This window comes from Brachybacterium zhongshanense (genome assembly GCF_055385755.1).
Map to the genome: position 1 here is coordinate 3,243,544 of NZ_AP043790.1, position 18,458 is coordinate 3,262,001.

An 18,458-nucleotide genomic window follows, 5' to 3' on the forward strand; every position below is an offset into this window, starting at 1 on the left:
CCAGACTTCGGACATCGGGTCGATCGCTCGACCGAGCAGTGCAGTGAGACCAGTGCAGTGAAACCAGTGCAGCTCAACCGTCCCGGACCGTCCCTCGGACCGGGACCGACCTCGGAAGGAACCCCATGAGATCCACGACCTCACGGTTTGCTCGCACCGTCGCGGTGGGCGCTGCCGTCCTCTCCCTCGCCCTGACGGGATGCAGCGCCGGCAGCTCGACCCCGGAGGGAGCGGCCGATGCCGGCGACTCGGTGAGCGTCGCGATGACGACGCCGACCTGGATCCTGCCCATCTCGCAGCCCGGCAAGACCCAGGGCGAGAACGCGATCTTCCGGCAGGCCCTGTACCCGTCGCTGTTCTCGTACGAGCTCGACGGGGACGACGAGTACAACCTCGACCGGGACCGGTCGATGGTCGAGGACGTCCAGGTGTCCGACGACGGCCTGACGTACACGATGACCCTCAAGGACCTGACCTGGTCCGACGGCACCTCCATCACCAGTCGCGACGTCGAGTTCTGGTACAACCTCGTGGTCGCGAACAAGGAGGACTGGGCGTCCTACCGGGAGGGCGGCTTCCCCGACAACGTCGCGAGCTTCGACGTCGTCGACGAGAGCACCTTCTCCATCACCACCACCGACGCCTACTCGCCCGGGTGGTACATCGGCAACCAGCTCAACTCCCTGACCCCGATGCCTCAGCACGCCTGGGACAGGACCTCGGACGACGGGGAGATCGGCGACCTGGACCGGGACCCGGAGACCGCCCAGGAGGTCTTCGACTACCTGATCTCGGCAGCGGAGGATCCCGCGTCCTACGCGACCGAGGAGCTGTGGGACACCGTCTCGGGACCGTGGGAGCTGGACAGCTTCACCCCGGGCGGCGAGGTCGTCCTGACCCGCAACGAGGGCTACAGCGGATCCGACGCCGCGGAGCTGTCCCAGGTCGTCTTCACGCCGTTCACCGACGACACCTCGCAGTTCAACGTGCTGCGCTCGGGCGGCGTCGACTACGGCTACATCCCTGCCAGCGCCCTCGACCAGCAGGAGGTCGTCGAGCAGAGCGGGTACACCGTCGAGCCGTGGGACGGATGGTCCATCACCTATCTCGCGCTGAACTTCGCGAACCCCGAGACGGGCCCGCTGTTCGAGCAGAAGTACATCCGCCAGGCGATGCAGCAGCTGATCGACCAGGAGACCATCTCCGAGGTGATCTGGAACGGAGCCGCGTCGCCGACCTGCGGTCCCGTCCCCCAGAGCGGTGATGCCGCGGGCACCTCCGAGGGCTGCGCCTACTCCTTCGACCCCGATGCCGCCATCTCCCTCCTCGAGGACAACGGCTGGACCGTCGTCCCCGACGGCGTCAGCACCTGCACGAACCCCGGTACCGGAGAGGGCCAGTGCGGCGAGGGCATCGAGGAGGGCAAGGAGCTCAGCTTCACGCTGACCAGCCAGTCGGGCTTCACCTCCACCTCCCGCATGATGGCCGAGATCCAGAGCCAGTTCGCCCAGGCCGGGATCGGCCTGGAGATCAAGGAGGTCCCGGACTCGGTCGCCGTCAGCCAGGTCTGCGAGGAGGGCGCCGAGTGCGGCTGGGACATGTCCTTCTTCGGCTCGCAGGGCTCCTGGTACTACCCGGTGTACGCCTCCGGGGAGCGGCTGTTCGCCACCGGAGCCCCGGTGAACCTCGGCAGCTACTCCGATGAGAAGGCCGACGAGCTGATCGACGCGACCCAGTTCTCCTCGGATCCCGAGGCGCTCGAGGAGTACGACGACTACCTGGCCGAGGACCTCCCGGTGCTGTGGATGCCCAACCCCGTGAACCGGGTGAGCGCCTACTCGAGCGACATCTCGGGGATCTCCCCGCAGGACCCGATGCTCAACATGTACCCGCAGGACTGGTCCCGCGGCTGATCCGATCCGAGGGGCCGACGGCACGGCGCCGTCGGCCCCTCGGACCCTCCGTCCCCTCCGACCCATGAAGGAGATGCCCGGCTGATGTGGCAGTTCATCCTGCGCAGGGCGGGACAGGCGCTGGTGGTGATCCTGCTGGTCACCTTCCTGACCTTCCTGCTCCTGCACAACCTCCCCGGGGGCGCCGCGCGCAGCGCGCTGGGGCTCGACGCGACCCAGGCGCAGATCGACGCGTACAACCAGCAGATGGGCTATGACCGGCCCTTCCTCATCCAGTACGTGATGTACCTGAGCCGTCTGGCCTCGGGCGACCTGGGCTTCTCGTTCCAGATGAACCAGCCGGTGGCCGATCTGATCCTCCAGCGCCTGCCCAAGACGATGCTGCTCTCGTTCCTCGCAGCGGTGGTCGCGCTCGCCATCTCCATCCCGCTCGGGGCGGTGCAGGCCGTCAAGCGCGGCCGCTTCCCCGACTACCTCGTCACCGCCGTCGCGCTGTTCGCCTATGCGACGCCGCTGTTCTTCATGGGCATGCTGATGATCGTCCTGTTCTCCCAGACGATCCCGATCCTCCCGCCGCAGGCGCCCCAGGGATTCGGGATCGCGGACATCCTCGCGGACTGGACCGGCCTGATCCTCCCGGTGGCGACGCTCGCCATCGCGACGCTGGCCGCGTACACCCGGTACGTGCGCTCGACGATGATCGACAACCTCCAGGAGAACTACATCCGCACCGCCAGGGCGAAGGGCCTTCCCGGCGGCCGCATCGTGATCCGGCACGCGCTGCGCAACAGCCTCTTCCCCGTGATCTCCCTGCTCGGCATGTACATCCCGGCCCTCTTCTCTGGGGCCCTGGTGGTCGAGCAGCTCTTCAACTATCCCGGGATGGGACTCATGTTCTGGCAGGCCACGCAGACCCGCGACTTCCCGATCCTGCTCGCGACGACGACCATCGTCGCGATCGCCACCGTCGTCGGCTCCTTCCTCGCCGACGTCGCCTATGCGGTGGCTGATCCCCGGGTCCGACTCAGCGGAGGTGCACGATGACCTCGACAGATCCCTCGATCGACCGCTCGGCCGGCGCCTCCGTCGGCCCGTCCGCCGACCCGTCCGCCAGCCTGTCGACGAACGTCCCGCCCGCGAGCTCCCCCGCGCCCCTCGCGCCGGGAACCGGGCGGTCGGAGCGTCGTCGGCGCAGCAGCCTCGGCCGCCAGGGCATCGCGGTGTTCCTCGAGAACCGGCTGGCCGTGGTGGGGCTCGTGCTCATCGTCGGCCTGGTCGGCTTCAGCTTCCTCGGGCCGCTCCTGCACCCCACCGACCAGGTGCACACCGATCTCTCCAGCGCCTACATCGCGCCGGGGGAGGGCGGGTTCCCGCTCGGGACCGACGGCGTCGGGTACGACCAGCTGGGACGGCTCATGCTGGGCGGGCAGACCTCGCTCATCGTGGGTCTCGCGGCAGGCCTCCTGGCCACGGCCTTCGGCACCGTCTGGGGCGCGGCCGCCGGCTTCATCGGCGGCTGGGTCGACGCGGTCATGATGCGCATCGTCGATGCGCTGCTGTCGATCCCGGCGCTGTTCCTGTTCATGCTGATCGCCACGATCATCACCCCGACCGTCCCGATGCTCGTGCTGACCATCGCGGCGTTCGCGTGGCTGAACCCGGCCCGCATGATCCGCGGCGACTCGATCGCGCTGCGCTCGCGGGACTTCATCCTCGCGATGCGCGGCATGGGAGGCGGCTCCCTGCGGGCGGTGCGCACGCACGTGGTCCGCAACGCGATCGGCACCGTGATCGTCAACGCGACCTTCCAGATCGCCGACGCGATCCTCTACGTCGCCTATCTGTCGTTCCTCGGGCTCGGCGTCCCGCCGCCCGCGGCGAACTGGGGCGGGATGCTCTCCTCCGGGCTGTCGGAGATCTACTCCTCGCACTGGTGGCTCGTGTATCCCCCCGGCATCCTCATCATCCTGCTCGTGCTGGCCTTCAACTTCGTGGGCGATGGACTGCGCGACGCCTTCGAGGTCCGGCTGAGGAAGCGGTGACCTGATGACCACCTGGACGAAAGGCGACGACGTGACCTCATCCCGGACGGCCGACGAGCCCCTGCTGAGCATCTCCGATCTCGAGGTGACGATCCCCCGGCGCAAGGGCGCCGTCACGCCGCTGCGCGGCGTCGACCTCGAGCTCCGCGCCGGGAGGACCCTCGGGATCGTCGGGGAGTCCGGCAGCGGGAAGACCATGACCGCCCTGGCCGTCATGGGTCTGCTCCCCGGCGGGGGCCGGGTGACCGGCGGCTCCATCCGCTTCGACGGCACCGACCTGGTGACGCTCGGGGAGAAGGAGTCGCGGCGACGGCGCGGCACCGAGATCGGCATGATCTTCCAGGACCCGATGACCTCGCTGAACCCCACCATGACCATCGGGGACCAGGTCTCCGAGGGCGCCATGGTCCACGAGAGGCTCTCCCGCCGCGAGGCGGGCGTGCGAGCGTTCGACATCCTCCGTCGGGTGGGCATGCCGCGGCCCGAGCGCATCGCCCGCGACTACCCGCACCAGCTCTCCGGCGGCATGCGACAGCGCGCGATGATCGCGATGGCGCTCGTGAACCACCCCAAGCTGCTCATCGCCGACGAGCCGACGACGGCGCTGGATGTCACCACCCAGCGCCAGATCCTGGACCTCATCGAGGACATCCAGGAGGAGTTCGGCTCCGCGGCGATCCTGGTGACCCACGACCTCGGCGTCGTCGCCGGGCGCGCCGACGACGTCGCGGTCATGTATGCCGGGCGGGTGGTCGAGACCGCACCGGCCCGCACCCTCTTCGACGACCCCGCCCACCAGTACACGCGCGCCCTGCTCGCCGCGCTGCCCGAGAGGGCGGCGGCCGCCACGGGGAGCGGGGAGCGGCTCTTCGCGATCCCGGGGATGCCGCCCGACCTGGCGACCGAGATCGTCGGGTGCCCCTTCGCCCCCCGCTGCCATGCCGCGCGATCGGACTGCGTGAGCGGCCCCGTGCCGGTCGAGCTGCGGGGCGAGGGCCACGCCGTCGCCTGCCTCCATCCCGGTGGCGAGGAGCTCGACGCGGACCGTCGGCCGGAGGAGTCCGGCGCGGCCGCCGCGGTCGAGTCCGACGGCGCCTCGCCGGCCGGTGCCTCGCTGGCCGGCGCTCCGGGCGTCGGCGCTCCGGCCGCCGGAGCGACCGGTCCTGCGACCGTTCTCGAGGTCTCGGGCCTGACCAAGGAGTACGCCGCCTCCGGCGGATCGATCCTGCGGCGCGCCGTCGGCACCGTGAGCGCGGTCAGCGACGTCAGCTTCCGCGTGCGCGCCGGGGAGACCTTCGGCCTGGTCGGCGAGTCCGGTTGCGGGAAGTCGACGCTCGGCCGGCTGATCGCCGCCCTCGAGAGCCCCACCTCGGGCACTCTCGAGATCGACGAGCAGGACATCACCCTGTCCCGGGGACGGGCGGCGCGGTCGGTGCACCGCCGGGTGCAGATGATGTTCCAGGACTCCAGCGCCGCGATGGACCCGCGCATGCGGATCGACGAGGTGCTGTCCGAGCCGCTGCGGATCCAGGGCGTCGGCACGGGCCGCTCCCGCTCGGAGCGGGTCGAGGACCTCGTCGAGGACGTCGGCCTCCCCGAGGAGGCGCTCGAGCGCTACCCGCACGAGTTCTCCGGAGGTCAGCTGCAGCGCATCGGGCTCGCGAGGTCGCTCGCGCTCGAGCCGCGGCTCGTGGTGTGCGACGAGCCCGTCAGCGCCCTCGACGTGTCCGTGCAGGCCCAGGTGCTGAACCTCATGAAGGACGTGCAGGCCGAGCACGGCCTCGCCTACGTCTTCATCAGCCACGACCTGTCCGTCGTGCGGCACATGTCCGATCGGATCGGCGTCATGTACCTGGGGGCGATGGTCGAGCAGGGCCCGGCCGACGAGATCAGCGAGCGGCCGCGGCATCCCTACACCCGCGTCCTCATCGACGCGGTGCCGACGGTCGACGTCGACGACGGCCGCGATCGGCTGCTCGTGGAGGGGGAGCTGCCCAACGCGATGGATCCGCCGTCCGGATGCCGCTTCCGCACCCGCTGCCCCTTCGCCCAGGAGATCTGCGCGACCGCACCGCCGGTCCACGAGGTCGGGACCGGGGAGGGCGGTGCCGCGGACCATACGGTGGCCTGCCACTTCCCGCTGCCCGCCGACGGGAGCCTGCCGGTGCGCCCTCGACCGGGCTCTTCCGCTGCGCCTGCCGGAGCGGCTGCGGCTGCCGGATCCCCCGGGGCCGCTGGGTCCGCCGCATGAGCCTCGACGGATACCTGGGGATCGACATCGGAGGCACCTCGGTGACCGCGGATCTCGTCGACCGCGACGGTCGGCTGCTGGCCAGCCGACGCTGGGCCTCCGGGAGCGGGGGAGCCCTCCTCGAGGATCTGCGCGGCATGATCGCGTCCGCGGCCGACGACGCGGCGCTCTCCGGAGTCCGGATCCGCGGCGTCGGGGCCCTCAGCCCCGGGCACGTGGACGCGGACGAGGGCGTCGTCCGCTTCGCCTCGAACCTCGGATGGACCGACGTGCCCCTGGCTCGGATCCTCGGCGGCGCACCGGGCGTCGAGGGGGTTCCCCTGCGCGTGGGCCATGACGTCCGCTGGGCCGGCATCGCGGAGGGCACCTTCGGTGCCGCGCGCGGAGCGGAGGACTTCGCGGTGCTGTCGATCGGCACGGGGATCGCGGCCTGCCTGGTGGCAGGCGGCCAGGTGATCACCGGGGCCGCCGGCAGCGCCGGGGAGATCGGGCACGCGACCGCGGTCCCCGGCGGCGACCTCTGCGCCTGCGGACGCGTCGGGTGCCTGGACGCCTACGCCTCCGGAGCCGGGCTCCTGCGGCGCTACGCCGCCCGCACCGGCGGCGCGGAGCTCTCAGGAGTCGACGACCTGGTCGGACGCCTCGACCGGGACCCCGATGCACGGCGGGTCTGGGAGGAGGCGGTCGACGCCCTCGCCGTCGGGCTGTGCACCCTCACCATGACCGCCGACCCGGCGCTGATCTCGCTCGTCGGAGGCGTCGCGCGCGCCGAGGACCGGCTGCTCCGTCCGCTGCGCGCCCGCCTCGGTGAGGAGCTCGGATGGAAGTCGGCCCCCGACGTCGTCGTGAGCCCGCTGCGAGCCCTCCCGGGACGGGCCGGCGCCGTGCTCCTCGCGATGGCCGCCGCCGGCGACGACTCCCGCGCCGAGCGCTGGTCGCCCGACGTCGTCGCGGCCTGGGGGAACGACGCTCCTGCGCACGAGCGGACGAGCGCGGGGGCCGTCCGGTGAGGGGCGATGCGTCGCAGCTCCCGGACATCGTCGTGATCCTCACCGACGACCTCGGTCACGGCGATCTCTCCTGCTTCGGGGCGACGGCCTTCAGCACGCCCGCGATCGATGCGCTCGCGTGCTCAGGGCGCCGCTTCACCGACGCCCACGCCGCCTCGGCGGTGTGCACTCCGAGCCGCTACGCCCTGCTCACGGGCCGCTACCCATGGCGCAGCCCGCTGCGCTCCCGTGTGCTCGGCGGCACCGACGGCGCCCTCATCGCCGCGGACGTCCCGACGCTGGCGGGCGCCCTGAAGGAGGCCGGATACCTGACCGCGGCCATCGGGAAATGGCATCTGGGGCTGGACTGGGCTCTGCGGGACGGCGGTCGCCGCCGCATCGACCCCGATGCCGGCTTCCGCCCCGGGATGGAGGCCGACGGCTGGGACGTCGACTATGCGCAGCCCTTCGAAAACGGCCCTCTCGAGCGCGGGTTCGACTGCTTCGTCGGGATCTCCGGATCCCTCGACATGCCTCCGTACTGCTTCCTCGTCGGCGATCGGGTCGAGACTGAGCCGACCGAGCCGAAGGACCCCCTGGTGACCTCCCAGAGGCCGGGCCCGATGGCGCCCGGCTGGATCGACGAGGACGTCGACCCTCGCTTCGTGCGCGAGGCCGTCGACTGGCTGCGCAGCACGAGCCCCGTGCGCCCGCAGGACCCGCCGCGCTTCCTGTACCTGGCCACGGCCGCCCCGCACCGGCCCTGCGTGCCGCCGGCCACGTTCCGCGGGCGGTCGGGCATCGGGCCGCGCGCGGACGCGATCCTCATGCTCGACGACATGGTCGAGCAGATCCGCACGGTGCTCGAGGAGTCCACGCGCCCGACGATCTTCGTCGTCACCTCGGACAACGGCGCGCCGACCTGCTATCCCGAGGACGGCCTCCTCGAGGACCACGCCCCCAACGGCACGCTGCGCGGACAGAAGGCCGACGTCTACGACGGCGGGCACCGGATCCCCCTCATCATCAGCGGCGACGGCATCGCCCCCGGCGTCGACGACCGTCTGGTGAGCCTGCTCGACCTGTTCCCGAGCCTGCTGGCGCATCTCGATCGCACTCGGGGCGCCTCCCTCCCGGCCCCGCTCCAGGAGCGGCCGGGCGCCGAGCACCCCGCGCAGGTGCTGGCTGCGCTGCGCGACCGCCTCGATGGGGCCGACGACCTGCTCGACCCGGCGCCGACGGGAATCCGGGCGGACGGCACCCGGGTGGTCGGGGCGACCGCCTTCGACGGCTCGCTCGTGCTGATGCGCGGCGCCGATGCTGCAGTGTTCTCGACGGGTTCCGGCGGCTTCAGCGAGCCTGTCGGGAGCCCCACCACCATCGGCGGGGGGACCGGGCAGTTCTTCGACCGCGCAGCGGACCCGGGCCAGGTCCAGGACATCTGGGCGAGCGCGCGCGATCGTCGTGACGAGATGGTCGCCGGCTTCGTCGACCGGACCGGATATGCCGACCCGCCGCCCGTCGGCAGCCCGCCCGTCGGCAGCCCGCTCGCTGCCCCATCGCCCAGCCCGACCGAGGACGGAGACCCCTCATGATCAGCTTCGACGACCGCCACGGACCCGCCGACGCCGCCCCCGCAGAGGCCTACCCCGAGCTCACCGTCCCCGACTGGTACCGCGACGCGAAGCTCGGCGTGTTCGTGCACTGGGGCCTGTACTCGGTGCCGGCCTGGGCGGACGTCCTGGACCGCAGCGACGTCACCGCCGAGAACGCCTACGCCCGCCATCAGTACGCCGAGTGGTACGCGAACACCGTGCGGATCGAGGGCAGCCCCACCCGCGAGCGCCACGAGCGGATCTTCGGCGTCGGGCGCTCCTACGAGGACTTCGCCGAGGACTGGCATCCCGCGCCCGACGCCGCGGCCGGGATCGTCGGCCTCGCGCGCCGGGCCGGCGCCCGCTACGTCGTTCCCACGACGAAGCATCATGACGGGTTCTGCCTCTGGGACAGCGCCACCACGTCCTTCACGGCGGCACGTCGCGGGCCGGGCCGCGATCTGATCGCGGAGATCGCCGCCGAGGTGCGGGAGGCGGGGCTCCGGCTCGGGCTGTACTTCTCCGGCGCCCACGACTGGCATGCGAGCGAGTTCCCGCCGCTGACCTCGAACGAGGACCTGTTCGCGCTGCGCCGCAACGATGCCGCCTTCGCCTCCTACTCCGCTGCGCAGCTGCGCGAGCTGATCGAGCGCTTCGCCCCCGACCTGCTGTGGAACGACATCGACTGGCCCGACGCCGGCAAGCACGATGGCCCCGACTCCCTCCAGCAGCTCTTCCGCGAGCATCTCGCCGCGGTGCCCGACGGACTGGTCGACGACCGCTGGGGTGTGCCCGTCCACGGCGTCCTCACGCGCGAGTACCAGGACATCGACTCCGTCCAGGACGAGGTCTTCGAGGCCACCCGCGGTCTCGGCCTGAGCTTCGGGTTCAACGCCGACGAGTCCGCGGAGCACGCCCTAGACGGCGACTCACTGATCCGACTGCTGGTCGACGTGGTCTCGAAGAACGGGAACCTGCTGATCAACGTCGGCCCTCGGGCCGACGGCAGCATCCCCGACCTGCAGCGCCGCGCCCTGGAGACGATGGGCGGATGGCTCGCGCGGAACGGAGAGGCGATCTTCGGCTCCCGGCCGTGGTTCAATGCGGCCGTGCGGACACCCCCGGCGGGCGTCCGCTTCACCCTCGGCGCCGGAAGCGGCACCGGCACCGGGGACGACAGCCCACGGGTGCTGAACGCGCTGCTGCTCGATCCGGCCTCCGGTCCCGTGCAGCTGGATGCCGCCGTCTCAGCGGCGATCCGCGAGGTCGCAGCGTCAACGGGGCCGGCGGGTCAGGCGGGGCCGACGTGTTCGGCAGGCCCGGCGGGGCCGACGGGTTCGGCAGGTCCGGCGGGGCCGACGGGCCGGGTCGAGGGGCTGGACCGGACGGTCGGGCCGCTCGTCCTGCATCCGGGCCCGACCGAGCAGCCGGTCGCCGTCGTCACCATTCCGATCCGACCGGAGGCCGCGCCGACGCTCCGGTGATCCGCTCCGGGGATCAGTGCCGGTCCGCCTGGAGCCGCCAGCCGGTCGAGGCGTCCTGCTGGGCCCAGAACTCGGCGAAGCGCCCGCCGGCGGAGAGCAGCTCCTCGACCCCTCCGTCCTCGACGATGCGTCCCTCCTCGCGGAACAGGACGCGGTCGGCGGCACGGATGCTGGGCAGACGGTGGGCGACGATCACGCGGGTGCGCGGACGGGTGTCCTCGGCGAGGGCCGCGGTGATCGCCGCCTCGTTCTCCGTGTCCAGGGCGCTCGTGGCCTCGTCGACCAGCAGCACGGGCGAGGGCTTGAGAAGTGCGCGGGCGATCAAGACCCGCTGCCGCTGACCGCCGGAGAAGTACTGCCCGAGCGTGATCCCCACGGCCCGACGGAACACCGTCATCGCATGCGAGGGCGTCAGGTGCACGGCCGCGGCGATGTCCGCGACCGCGATCGGCTCCCGATGCCTCTCGACGACGAACTGTGCCATGGTCCCCACCTGACGGAGCCGCTCCGACGGGGCGGAGTCCGCGCGAGCACCGCCCGAGGCGCGCTCCGGGCTCTGGCCCGAGGCTCGGTCCGGGCCCTGCCGCGGTTCCTGCCGCGGTTCCTGCCCCGGGTCGTTCTGCGGGAGCCGGTCCGTCGGCCGGGCGCGGAGGATCCGCCGCAGCGAGGCCTCGATCTCCAGCAGGGCGATGCGTTCGCCGCCGGCCGTGATCTCGCGCCCCCAGTCCTCGGCCAGCAGGGCGATCCTCTCGGCGAGGCGCGGCGCACGGACCACGAGCGGACGGGCCCGCAGGAGGGGAGCGGTCTCCGCCTCCGGCAGTCCCCAGCCGAGCACGGTCGCGAAGGGAACGTGCACCCAGCACGCCTCGCCGGGCCGTGAGTCGACGAGCCCATGCGGCTGCGCCGCCCAGAAGACCGCGATCTCGCCCTCGCCCACCCGCAGCGGACGCCCCGCGAACAGGTACCGCAGCTCTCCGCGGAGCACGACGTTGATCTCCACGTCGTCGTGCCGGTGCATCGTCTCCATCCGCGGGGGCGCCCCGCGTCGGGTCCACAGGCCAGGGCCCTCGGTCGCCACGTCGGCCCTCGCTGCGTCGGCGCCCGACGAATCCGCTGGCGCGATGCCCGACGAGCCCGCTGGCGCGGGGCCCGCCGCGGAGGTTGCGGCCCTCGGAGTCGTCATCGGGTCAGGGTAGGCGGTCAACGGCCGGCGGGGATCGTCGAGGCCGGCGACCGAGGCGGAGGTCCGAGGGGATGGCCCGAGTGGTGTGCATCGTCGCGAGATCGGCGTATCGTCGCCGACCCGACGGAACCGAACAGCTGCGTCGATCAGGAACGTCGATCTCGGATGGAGACAGATCATGAGCATCCGCACCAGCCTCCGCACCCCTGCACACCTCCGCACTCCCGCGCCCCTCAGCGCTCCAGACCCCCTTCGACCTGCGCTTCCCTCCCGTCGTTCCGGCCGCTCCGGCCTCCTTTCCGCCCGCCCGGTCCGCGGCCTCGGCCGGGGCGCGTCGGCCCTTGCCGTCTGCGCGGTCGTCATGGCCGGCGCCGCATCGTGCGGCACTGGGGACGACGGGGACGCGGCCGGACCGTCGGACGGCTCCGCCACCAGCCAGGCGGCCGGCACGAGCGATGAGGGAGGAGCGAGCGATGAGGGAGGCGCGAGCGACGACGGGGACTCCGCGGACAGCGGATCCGACGGCGCTGATGAGTCGGATGGGACCGACGGGTCGGATGGGGCTGACGGGTCCGATGGCGCTGATGAGTCCACCGGCTCGACCGGCGCCGATGAGTCCGACGAGTCCGAGGGGGATGAGGATGATGAGGATGTCGCGGACTGCACCGTCGGCAGCCTGTCCCTCGACGTCACGCAGGGCGACGCCGCCGCCGGGACCATCGGCTACGAGCTCACCTTCACCAATACGGGCGATGACCCCTGCCGCATCGACGGCTACCCGGGCGTGATCGCCGTCGGCGGCGGAGACGGCACCGAGATCGGCCAGGAGGCGTCCCGCACCGACGCCGAGGGCGAGCCGGCCGTGCTGATCCCCGGCGGGACCGCGGTCGCGACCCTCCAGGCGGCGAACATCGGCGACGACGGAGGAGCCTTCGGCGCCGACTGCGAAGCGACCGAGGCGGACGGCTGGCGCGTCTACCTCCCCGACCAGGACGAGGCCCTGTATGCCGAGCAGGACGGCCTGACGGCCTGTGCCGGCGACGTCGACTGGCTGACCATCTCGCCGGTCCACCCCAGCAGCTGAGCGGCTGAGTCGTCGGCCCTAGCGTCGCGCACCACGGCTTCCCGACCCGCATCGAGGGGACCACCGACCGTTGGAGGCACCGCCGGACCCGGCGACGTGTTCCGCTTCCTGCGCTCGATGCCCGCAGACGACGAGATCGCCGCCCACGCCGACCGCCTGCCGGAGCGTCTCCGTTCGTAGGGGGCCCCGCTCGGCGCTGGCTTCGCTCGCTGCAACCTCGTCGCGGATGGGGAGTTCTCCCCAGGGACTCCTCCCCATCGCGTTCCCGCGGGAACGTCCGTAGATTCGCTGCGTCGGGTGCGGGAGTCGGCGAGGGGGATCGCCGAGGGGGATGGGCCGACCGGTCGGGGGACCGGTCGGCACGGGGAGCGTGCCGGGAACGGTCGTCGGCGCCCGGGGGAGGCGCTGGCAATGGTCCCGGCACGCTCCCGCCCCTCATCGTCCGGGGGGAGTGCCCGGGAGCAGTGTCCGTCTACCACCGCTTGAACGCCTTTTGAACGGTGGTAGACGGACACTGCTCGCTCGGATGGCCGACCAGGGAGCGCGAGAGCCCGAGAGCCCGGAAGCACGAGAGTCCGAGAGCGCGAGAGCCCGGGAGTCAGGGCAAGCGGGGGAATCAGGGAAAGCGGGCCTCGGCAGGCCAGGAGAACCTGTGTCAGCTCGGGTCGGTCGTCGCCGCGGCGCGCCCGGCCCAGGCGCTCAGCTCGCGCAGCGTCTCCGCGAGCTCCGGCGGGGAGATCACCTCGATGGGCTCGCCCAGCAGCGCCAACCGCGTCGCCACCCAGGGAAGATCCCCGCCCATCCGCACGATGCAGGCCCTGCTGTCTCCCGGTCCGCGATCCCCGGGCCGGCGATCCCTTCTCCCGTGAGCACTCGTCATGTCATCGGGCACGGACCCGCCATCGGGCACGGACCCGCCTTCGGGCACGAACCCGCCTTCGGGCACGGACCCGCCTTCGGGGATGACGCTCGCAGTCCGTGCCGGGATCAGCGGGGCGATCTCCTCGGCGGGCCGACGGATCCGCACCACCGCCTCGTGCTCGTAGGGGGAGACGGTGATCGAGCGCCGCACCGTGGCCTCGATGTCGGGCGTCGGCCGCGGAGCGAAGACGAAGGTGCTCGCGTGCACCTCATGCATGCGGTCCAGGCGGAACGTGCGCCAGTCCTCGCGATCCAGGTCCCAGGAGAACAGGTACCAGTGGGACTCGATCGCGAGCATCCGGTAGGGCTCCAGTCGGCGCTCGCCGCGCTCGCCGTCGCCCTTCTCGTAGTCCACGCGCACCCGGACCCGATCGCGCACCGCGGCCGCGAGCGCGAGCAGGACCTCGGGTCGGGCCGACGGCGCCCGTCGGGAGACCACCGAGACCGCGTCGCTGAGCGCCGACACCTCGGCACGGACCCTCGGCGGCAGGATCCGATCGAGCGCGGCGAGGGCTCTCAGGGCCTCCTCGTCCAGCCCTTCGATGCCTGATCGTGTCGCGAGACGCAGGCCGACCGCCACGGCGACGGCCTCCTGCTCGCCGAGCAGCAGCGGCGGCAGCTCACGCCCCGCGCCCAGCTGGTATCCACCGCCGTGACCTGCGGAGTTCAGGACGGGGTAGCCCATCTCGCGCAGCCGGTCGACGTCCCGACGCACCGTCCGGGTCGTGACCCCGAGCTCGCGCGCGAGCTCGGGCCCCGTCCACACGGTGCGGGACTGCAGCATCGCGAGCAGCCGCAGGGCCCGCTTCGTCACCTCGCTCATGCCGACAGTCTGCCCCGTTCCGCGGACAGGAGCTGTCCGCCAGGGGGAGGATCGTCGGGGACGAGCACGGGACGGAGCGTCGGTCGGTCCGACGGTCGGCGCCGACCCGGCCCGGACGACGAGCAGGGAGGGTCCGCCATGGCGACCACGACAGGGCCGACGACAGGGCCGACGGCAGGGATCACGACGGGAACGACGGGAGGGGGAGCGGGTGCGTCCGGAGGCGCGACCGCGGGGACGGAGCGCGGACGCGACGGCGATCTGCCGACCGTCCTGATCGACCAGATCGAGCTGCACTGGCACGAGCACCTGCGTCCCCGGCTGCAGGGGCTCACGGACGAGGAGTACTTCTTCGACCCCACGGGCGACGGAGACATCTGGACGGTCCATCCGCGACGGCCCGACGAATCCGCCCGGCCCGACGGCTCCGCCCGGCCCGACGATCCCGCCCAGGCCGACGGCTCCGCCCAGGCCGACGATCCCGAGCTGCCTCGACGGTTCCAGGCCGGCAGCGGCGACCTGGTGATCGACTTCGAGGTTCCGGAGCCGACGCCGGCGCCGTTCACGACGATCGCCTGGCGGCTCGGCCACATCATCGTGGGGGTCCTCGCCACGCGCACCCACAGCCACCATGGCGGACCCGCGGCCGACTACATGAGCTGGGACTATGCGGCCACGGCCGAGGGTGCCCTGGCTCAGCTCGACACCGAGCACGACCGCTGGATCGAGGGCGTCCGCCGCTGGGACGCGGACGATCTGCAGGTCGCCGTCGGCGAGGCGGAAGGTCCGTGGGCGGAGTACTCCCGGGCCACGCTCGTCGCGCACATCAACCGGGAGCTGATCCACCATCTCGCGGAGATCGCGCTCCTGCGCGACCTCTTCGCGCACCGGCGCTGAGCGACAGCGGTCCGCACCCCAGGACTGCGGTCCGCGCCCCAGGGCGGCGGCGCTGGACGATGGCGGCCCGTTCTCAGGCTCGAGCAGGGTCGAGGGACCGCTGCAGCGCCAGCACGGCGGCACCGACGGCGGCCGGATGGGGCTGGACCTGCGAGACGGTGACCGTCGTGCGCGGACCGGGGACCCCGGGAGCGCCGACGCGCTCGCCGACGATCCGATGGGCGAGCACCGGAGCCGCCTGGATGCCCGCGCCGCTGAGCGTCAGGGCATCCACGCCCAGGGCGCTCGTGACCGTGCTCAGCACCTGGGCGATCGCGCGCATGGCCGCCTCGAGGACCGCGCGGGCCCGGTCCTCACCGCGGTTGGCGGCGAGGGAGACGAGCACGAGATCGGCGGTGACGGCATCCGGGGTGAGTGCGAGGCCCAGGTCGTCGGCCAGGCCGGGCTCCTGGGCCGCTGCGTCGACGATCGCCTGCGCTGAGGCGTACAGCCTCAGGCATCCGCGCTGGCCGCAGGGGCATGCGGGGCCGGAGGGGTCGATGCAGGCGTGGTCGAGGGTCGCCCCCGCAGCTGAGCGGAGGGGCGCGCCGTCCAGCAGCAGGGCGAGGGCGAGACCGGAGTCCATGTGCAGCGTGGCGCTGAGTCCGGTCTCCGGCTGCTCCCCGCTCCAGAAGCTCCCGAGCGCGGCGCACACCGGGGTGCTCGCGCTGACGACGGGGATCCCCAGGTCCGCCTCCATCGCCGCGAGCAGCTGCGCGGTCAGCTCCGGACCGTCGGCCGGCCCGCTGGGTGCGGCCGACTCACCGAGGGCGTCCGGCCCACCGAGGGCGTCCGGCCCACCGGGCGCGGCCGTCGCGATGCTGTCGACCGGGCCGGTGGAGATGCCGGTGGCCAGGCCGATGCCGGTGGTCGACCGGGAGACTCCCTGGGACGGGTCCATCATCTCCAGGGCGCGACGCAGCGACTCCATCAGGAGGTCGACCGTCGGGCGCGGCGGCAGCGGGAGCACGGCGCGCGATCGCAGCGCACCGGTCATGTCGACGGCGACCATCGAGAGCCGGCCGGCGTCGATCGTGCAGCCGACCGCCCAGCGTGCGCGGTCGTTCAGCCGCAGCAGCGAGGCGCGCTTGCCGCCGTTGGAGCGGGCGAACCCGGTCTCGACCAGCAGCCCCGCGCCCATCAGTCGCTTGACCGCATAGGTGATCGTCGCGGGGGTGAGGCCGAGCTCGCGGGCGAGCTCCACCCGCGTGGTCTCCGCGCGACGTCGGACCGTCTCGAGGATCGCGGCGTCGGTCGCCGATGCCCTCCGGTCGCCGCTGGCCGTCATGGAAACCTCCGATGTCGTGACCATCTCGTGACGGGGCGACCGCGCCGACCCCCTTGACGGATTCTCCTGCGATCGCGACGATACACGTACTTCATTAAGTGAATGAAGTAAGCGTGATGACGACGCGCTCTGCGATGACGCAGACACGGAAGCGCAGCGGAGCGCTGACAAGGAGAGCAAAGATGCACCTCAGCCGTCGGGACCTCTACAAGCTGACCGCGGTCAGCGCCGCCCCTCTCGCCCTCGCCTCGTGCGGGCAGGCCTCGAACCTCGACAACGGAACCGATGAGGACGGCAGCTCGCTGCCGATCGCGACGACCTTCACCGGCAACGGAGAGTTCACCCGCAACTTCAACCCCCATTCGCCCTCGGTGATCTCGCTGGTCCAAGGCGTGCTGTACGAGTCCCTGTTCTACATCGACCCCCTCCAGGCCATCGACCAGGAGTTCGTGCCGCTGCTCGGCGAGTCCTACGAGTGGAACGAGGACGGCACCCAGCTGACCGTCACGATCCGCGAGGGCGTGACCTGGCACGACGGGGAGGCCTTCACGGCCGACGACGTCGCCTTCACCTTCAACAAGGTCAAGGACACCGAGGCGCTGAACCCCGCGGGGACCGCGCCGTCGGCCGAGGTCGCCGACGAGCGCACGGTCGTGATCAGCTACCAGGAGCCGTCCTTCACGGAGGGCGCCAACGCCCTGGGCCTGACCTGGATCATCCCCGAGCACCTGTTCAGCGACGTCGACGACCTGGCGACGTATGCGAACGAGGAGCCCATCGGCACCGGCGCCTTCAAGTTCTCCGACTACACCAACGAGTCGTACCTCTACTCCGCCAACGAGGACTACTGGGAGGAGGGCGTCCCCGCCATCGGCGGCGTGCGCTGCATCGCCCTGTCGGGCAACCAGGCGGCGACTGACAAGTGGCTCGCCGGGGAGGTCGACTACATGTCCACCTCCATCCCCGACCTGGACGCCCACGTGGAGGCGGACGAGGACCTCAGCTACACCAACACCGGCATCTCGCAGTGCTGCCTCATGGCCGCCTCGAACGCCGATCTCGGCTGCGAGGGACCGCAGACCGACGTCGCCGTCCGCCAGGCCCTCTACTACGGCATGGACCGCGAGCAGCTCTCCACCCTCGCCTTCTACGGCCTGGGCAGCGACATCTCGCCGTCGTTCGCGCTGCCCGAGAGGGATGCGGAGTTCATCGACCCGTCGATCGAGAACGCCCCCTGGAACGCCGACGTCGACAAGGCCACGCAGATCCTCGAGGACGCCGGCTACGAGCTCGGCGGTGACGGGATCTACGCCAAGGACGGGGAGCGGCTCTCGATGACCGTCAGCTGCCCGACCGGATGGTCCGACTACGTGACCGCCCTGGACACGCTCGCCGAGCAGTACAAGAGCGTCGGCATCGAGCTGATCCCCCAGCAGGTCTCCGTCAACGAGTGGAACGACGCGAAGGCCAAGGGCACCTACCAGCTCGTCATCGACGCCGTCGGCCAGGGAACCGCCCCGGACCCGTACTACCCGTACATGAACACCTTCGCGACGGACAGCACGCTGCCCGTCGGCGAGAACGGCAACCCCTACGGCAACGTCACCCGCTTCTCCGATCCGGAGGTGGACGAGGCGCTCGAGACCGCCGCAGGCACCACCGACATCGAGGTCAAGAAGGAGGCCTACTACACCATCCAGAAGAAGCTGTCGGAGAACCTGCCCGCGATCCCCGTGCTGATCGGCTCGAGCCTCACCGAGTACAACAGCTCCCGCATCACGGGCTGGCCCACGCAGGACGACCTGTACGTGTACCCGATGTCCTGGTCCGCGCCGTCGAACGCGCAGGTGCTGAAGGCCGTCGTCCCCGCGGAGTGAGCGAGGCCGCCGACGGGTCCCTGCGAGGGCCCGTCGGCGGCGACCGCCTCGTCCACGCTCACCTCCCGGAAG

At 71.8% G+C, this 18,458-nt stretch carries 13 protein-coding genes; 10 read left to right on the forward strand and 3 right to left on the reverse strand.

The window, feature by feature from the left end; translation table 11 throughout:
- Positions 1-125: 125 nt before the first annotated feature.
- The 7 genes from ACZ5AJ_RS14490 to ACZ5AJ_RS14520 all read left to right on the forward strand — a co-directional run bounded on the left by ACZ5AJ_RS14490 (position 126) and on the right by ACZ5AJ_RS14520 (position 10,274).
- Positions 126-1,913, forward strand: coding sequence for a peptide ABC transporter substrate-binding protein (locus tag ACZ5AJ_RS14490; protein WP_464135743.1), 1,788 nt, complete (start codon positions 126-128; stop codon positions 1,911-1,913).
- Between the two features lie 84 nt (positions 1,914-1,997).
- Complete coding sequence (locus tag ACZ5AJ_RS14495; protein WP_464135744.1) at positions 1,998-2,957, forward strand: ABC transporter permease; 960 nt, start codon at positions 1,998-2,000, stop codon at positions 2,955-2,957.
- Positions 2,954-3,955: an ABC transporter permease gene (locus tag ACZ5AJ_RS14500; RefSeq protein WP_464135745.1), complete on the forward strand. Its 1,002-nt coding sequence runs from the start codon at positions 2,954-2,956 to the stop codon at positions 3,953-3,955. The genes ACZ5AJ_RS14495 and ACZ5AJ_RS14500 overlap by 4 nt, the downstream gene beginning before the upstream one ends.
- Positions 3,956-3,986: 31 nt before the next feature.
- Complete coding sequence (locus ACZ5AJ_RS14505) at positions 3,987-6,206, forward strand: dipeptide ABC transporter ATP-binding protein (protein WP_464135746.1); 2,220 nt, start codon at positions 3,987-3,989, stop codon at positions 6,204-6,206.
- Positions 6,203-7,216 (forward strand): ROK family protein, encoded by a 1,014-nt coding sequence (locus tag ACZ5AJ_RS14510; protein WP_464135747.1) that lies wholly within the window; start codon positions 6,203-6,205, stop codon positions 7,214-7,216. The genes ACZ5AJ_RS14505 and ACZ5AJ_RS14510 overlap by 4 nt, the downstream gene beginning before the upstream one ends.
- Before the next feature lie 32 nt (positions 7,217-7,248).
- Entirely contained in the window at positions 7,249-8,790 is a 1,542-nt protein-coding gene (locus ACZ5AJ_RS14515) for a sulfatase-like hydrolase/transferase (protein ID WP_464135748.1), read from the forward strand.
- The gene (locus ACZ5AJ_RS14520; RefSeq protein WP_464135749.1) at positions 8,787-10,274 is read left to right on the forward strand and encodes an alpha-L-fucosidase; all 1,488 of its coding nucleotides are present in this window, start codon (positions 8,787-8,789) and stop codon (positions 10,272-10,274) included. Before ACZ5AJ_RS14515 ends, ACZ5AJ_RS14520 begins: the two co-directional genes overlap by 4 nt.
- Positions 10,275-10,287: 13 nt before the next feature.
- Here ACZ5AJ_RS14520 and ACZ5AJ_RS14525 read toward each other — a convergent pair whose 3' ends face one another.
- Entirely contained in the window at positions 10,288-11,457 is a 1,170-nt protein-coding gene (locus ACZ5AJ_RS14525; RefSeq protein WP_464135750.1) for an ATP-binding cassette domain-containing protein, read from the reverse strand.
- Between the two features lie 361 nt (positions 11,458-11,818).
- On the opposite strand from ACZ5AJ_RS14525, the gene ACZ5AJ_RS14530 reads away from it, so the two are divergent.
- Entirely contained in the window at positions 11,819-12,541 is a 723-nt protein-coding gene (locus ACZ5AJ_RS14530) for a DUF4232 domain-containing protein (protein WP_464135751.1), read from the forward strand.
- A 655-nt stretch (positions 12,542-13,196) separates the two neighbouring features.
- Here the strand turns inward: ACZ5AJ_RS14530 and ACZ5AJ_RS14535 are convergent.
- Complete coding sequence (locus tag ACZ5AJ_RS14535; RefSeq protein WP_464135752.1) at positions 13,197-14,285, reverse strand: helix-turn-helix transcriptional regulator; 1,089 nt, start codon at positions 14,283-14,285, stop codon at positions 13,197-13,199.
- Between the two features lie 138 nt (positions 14,286-14,423).
- Between ACZ5AJ_RS14535 and ACZ5AJ_RS14540 the strand changes: the two genes are divergently transcribed.
- Positions 14,424-15,182: a DinB family protein gene (locus tag ACZ5AJ_RS14540; RefSeq protein WP_464135753.1), complete on the forward strand. Its 759-nt coding sequence runs from the start codon at positions 14,424-14,426 to the stop codon at positions 15,180-15,182.
- A gap of 73 nt (positions 15,183-15,255) precedes the next feature.
- Here the strand turns inward: ACZ5AJ_RS14540 and ACZ5AJ_RS14545 are convergent, their stop codons facing one another.
- Positions 15,256-16,509, reverse strand: coding sequence for an ROK family transcriptional regulator (locus tag ACZ5AJ_RS14545; protein WP_464135754.1), 1,254 nt, complete (start codon positions 16,507-16,509; stop codon positions 15,256-15,258).
- Between the two features lie 182 nt (positions 16,510-16,691).
- On the opposite strand from ACZ5AJ_RS14545, the gene ACZ5AJ_RS14550 reads away from it, so the two are divergent.
- Entirely contained in the window at positions 16,692-18,386 is a 1,695-nt protein-coding gene (locus ACZ5AJ_RS14550; protein ID WP_464135755.1) for an ABC transporter substrate-binding protein, read from the forward strand.
- Positions 18,387-18,458 lie beyond the last annotated feature (72 nt).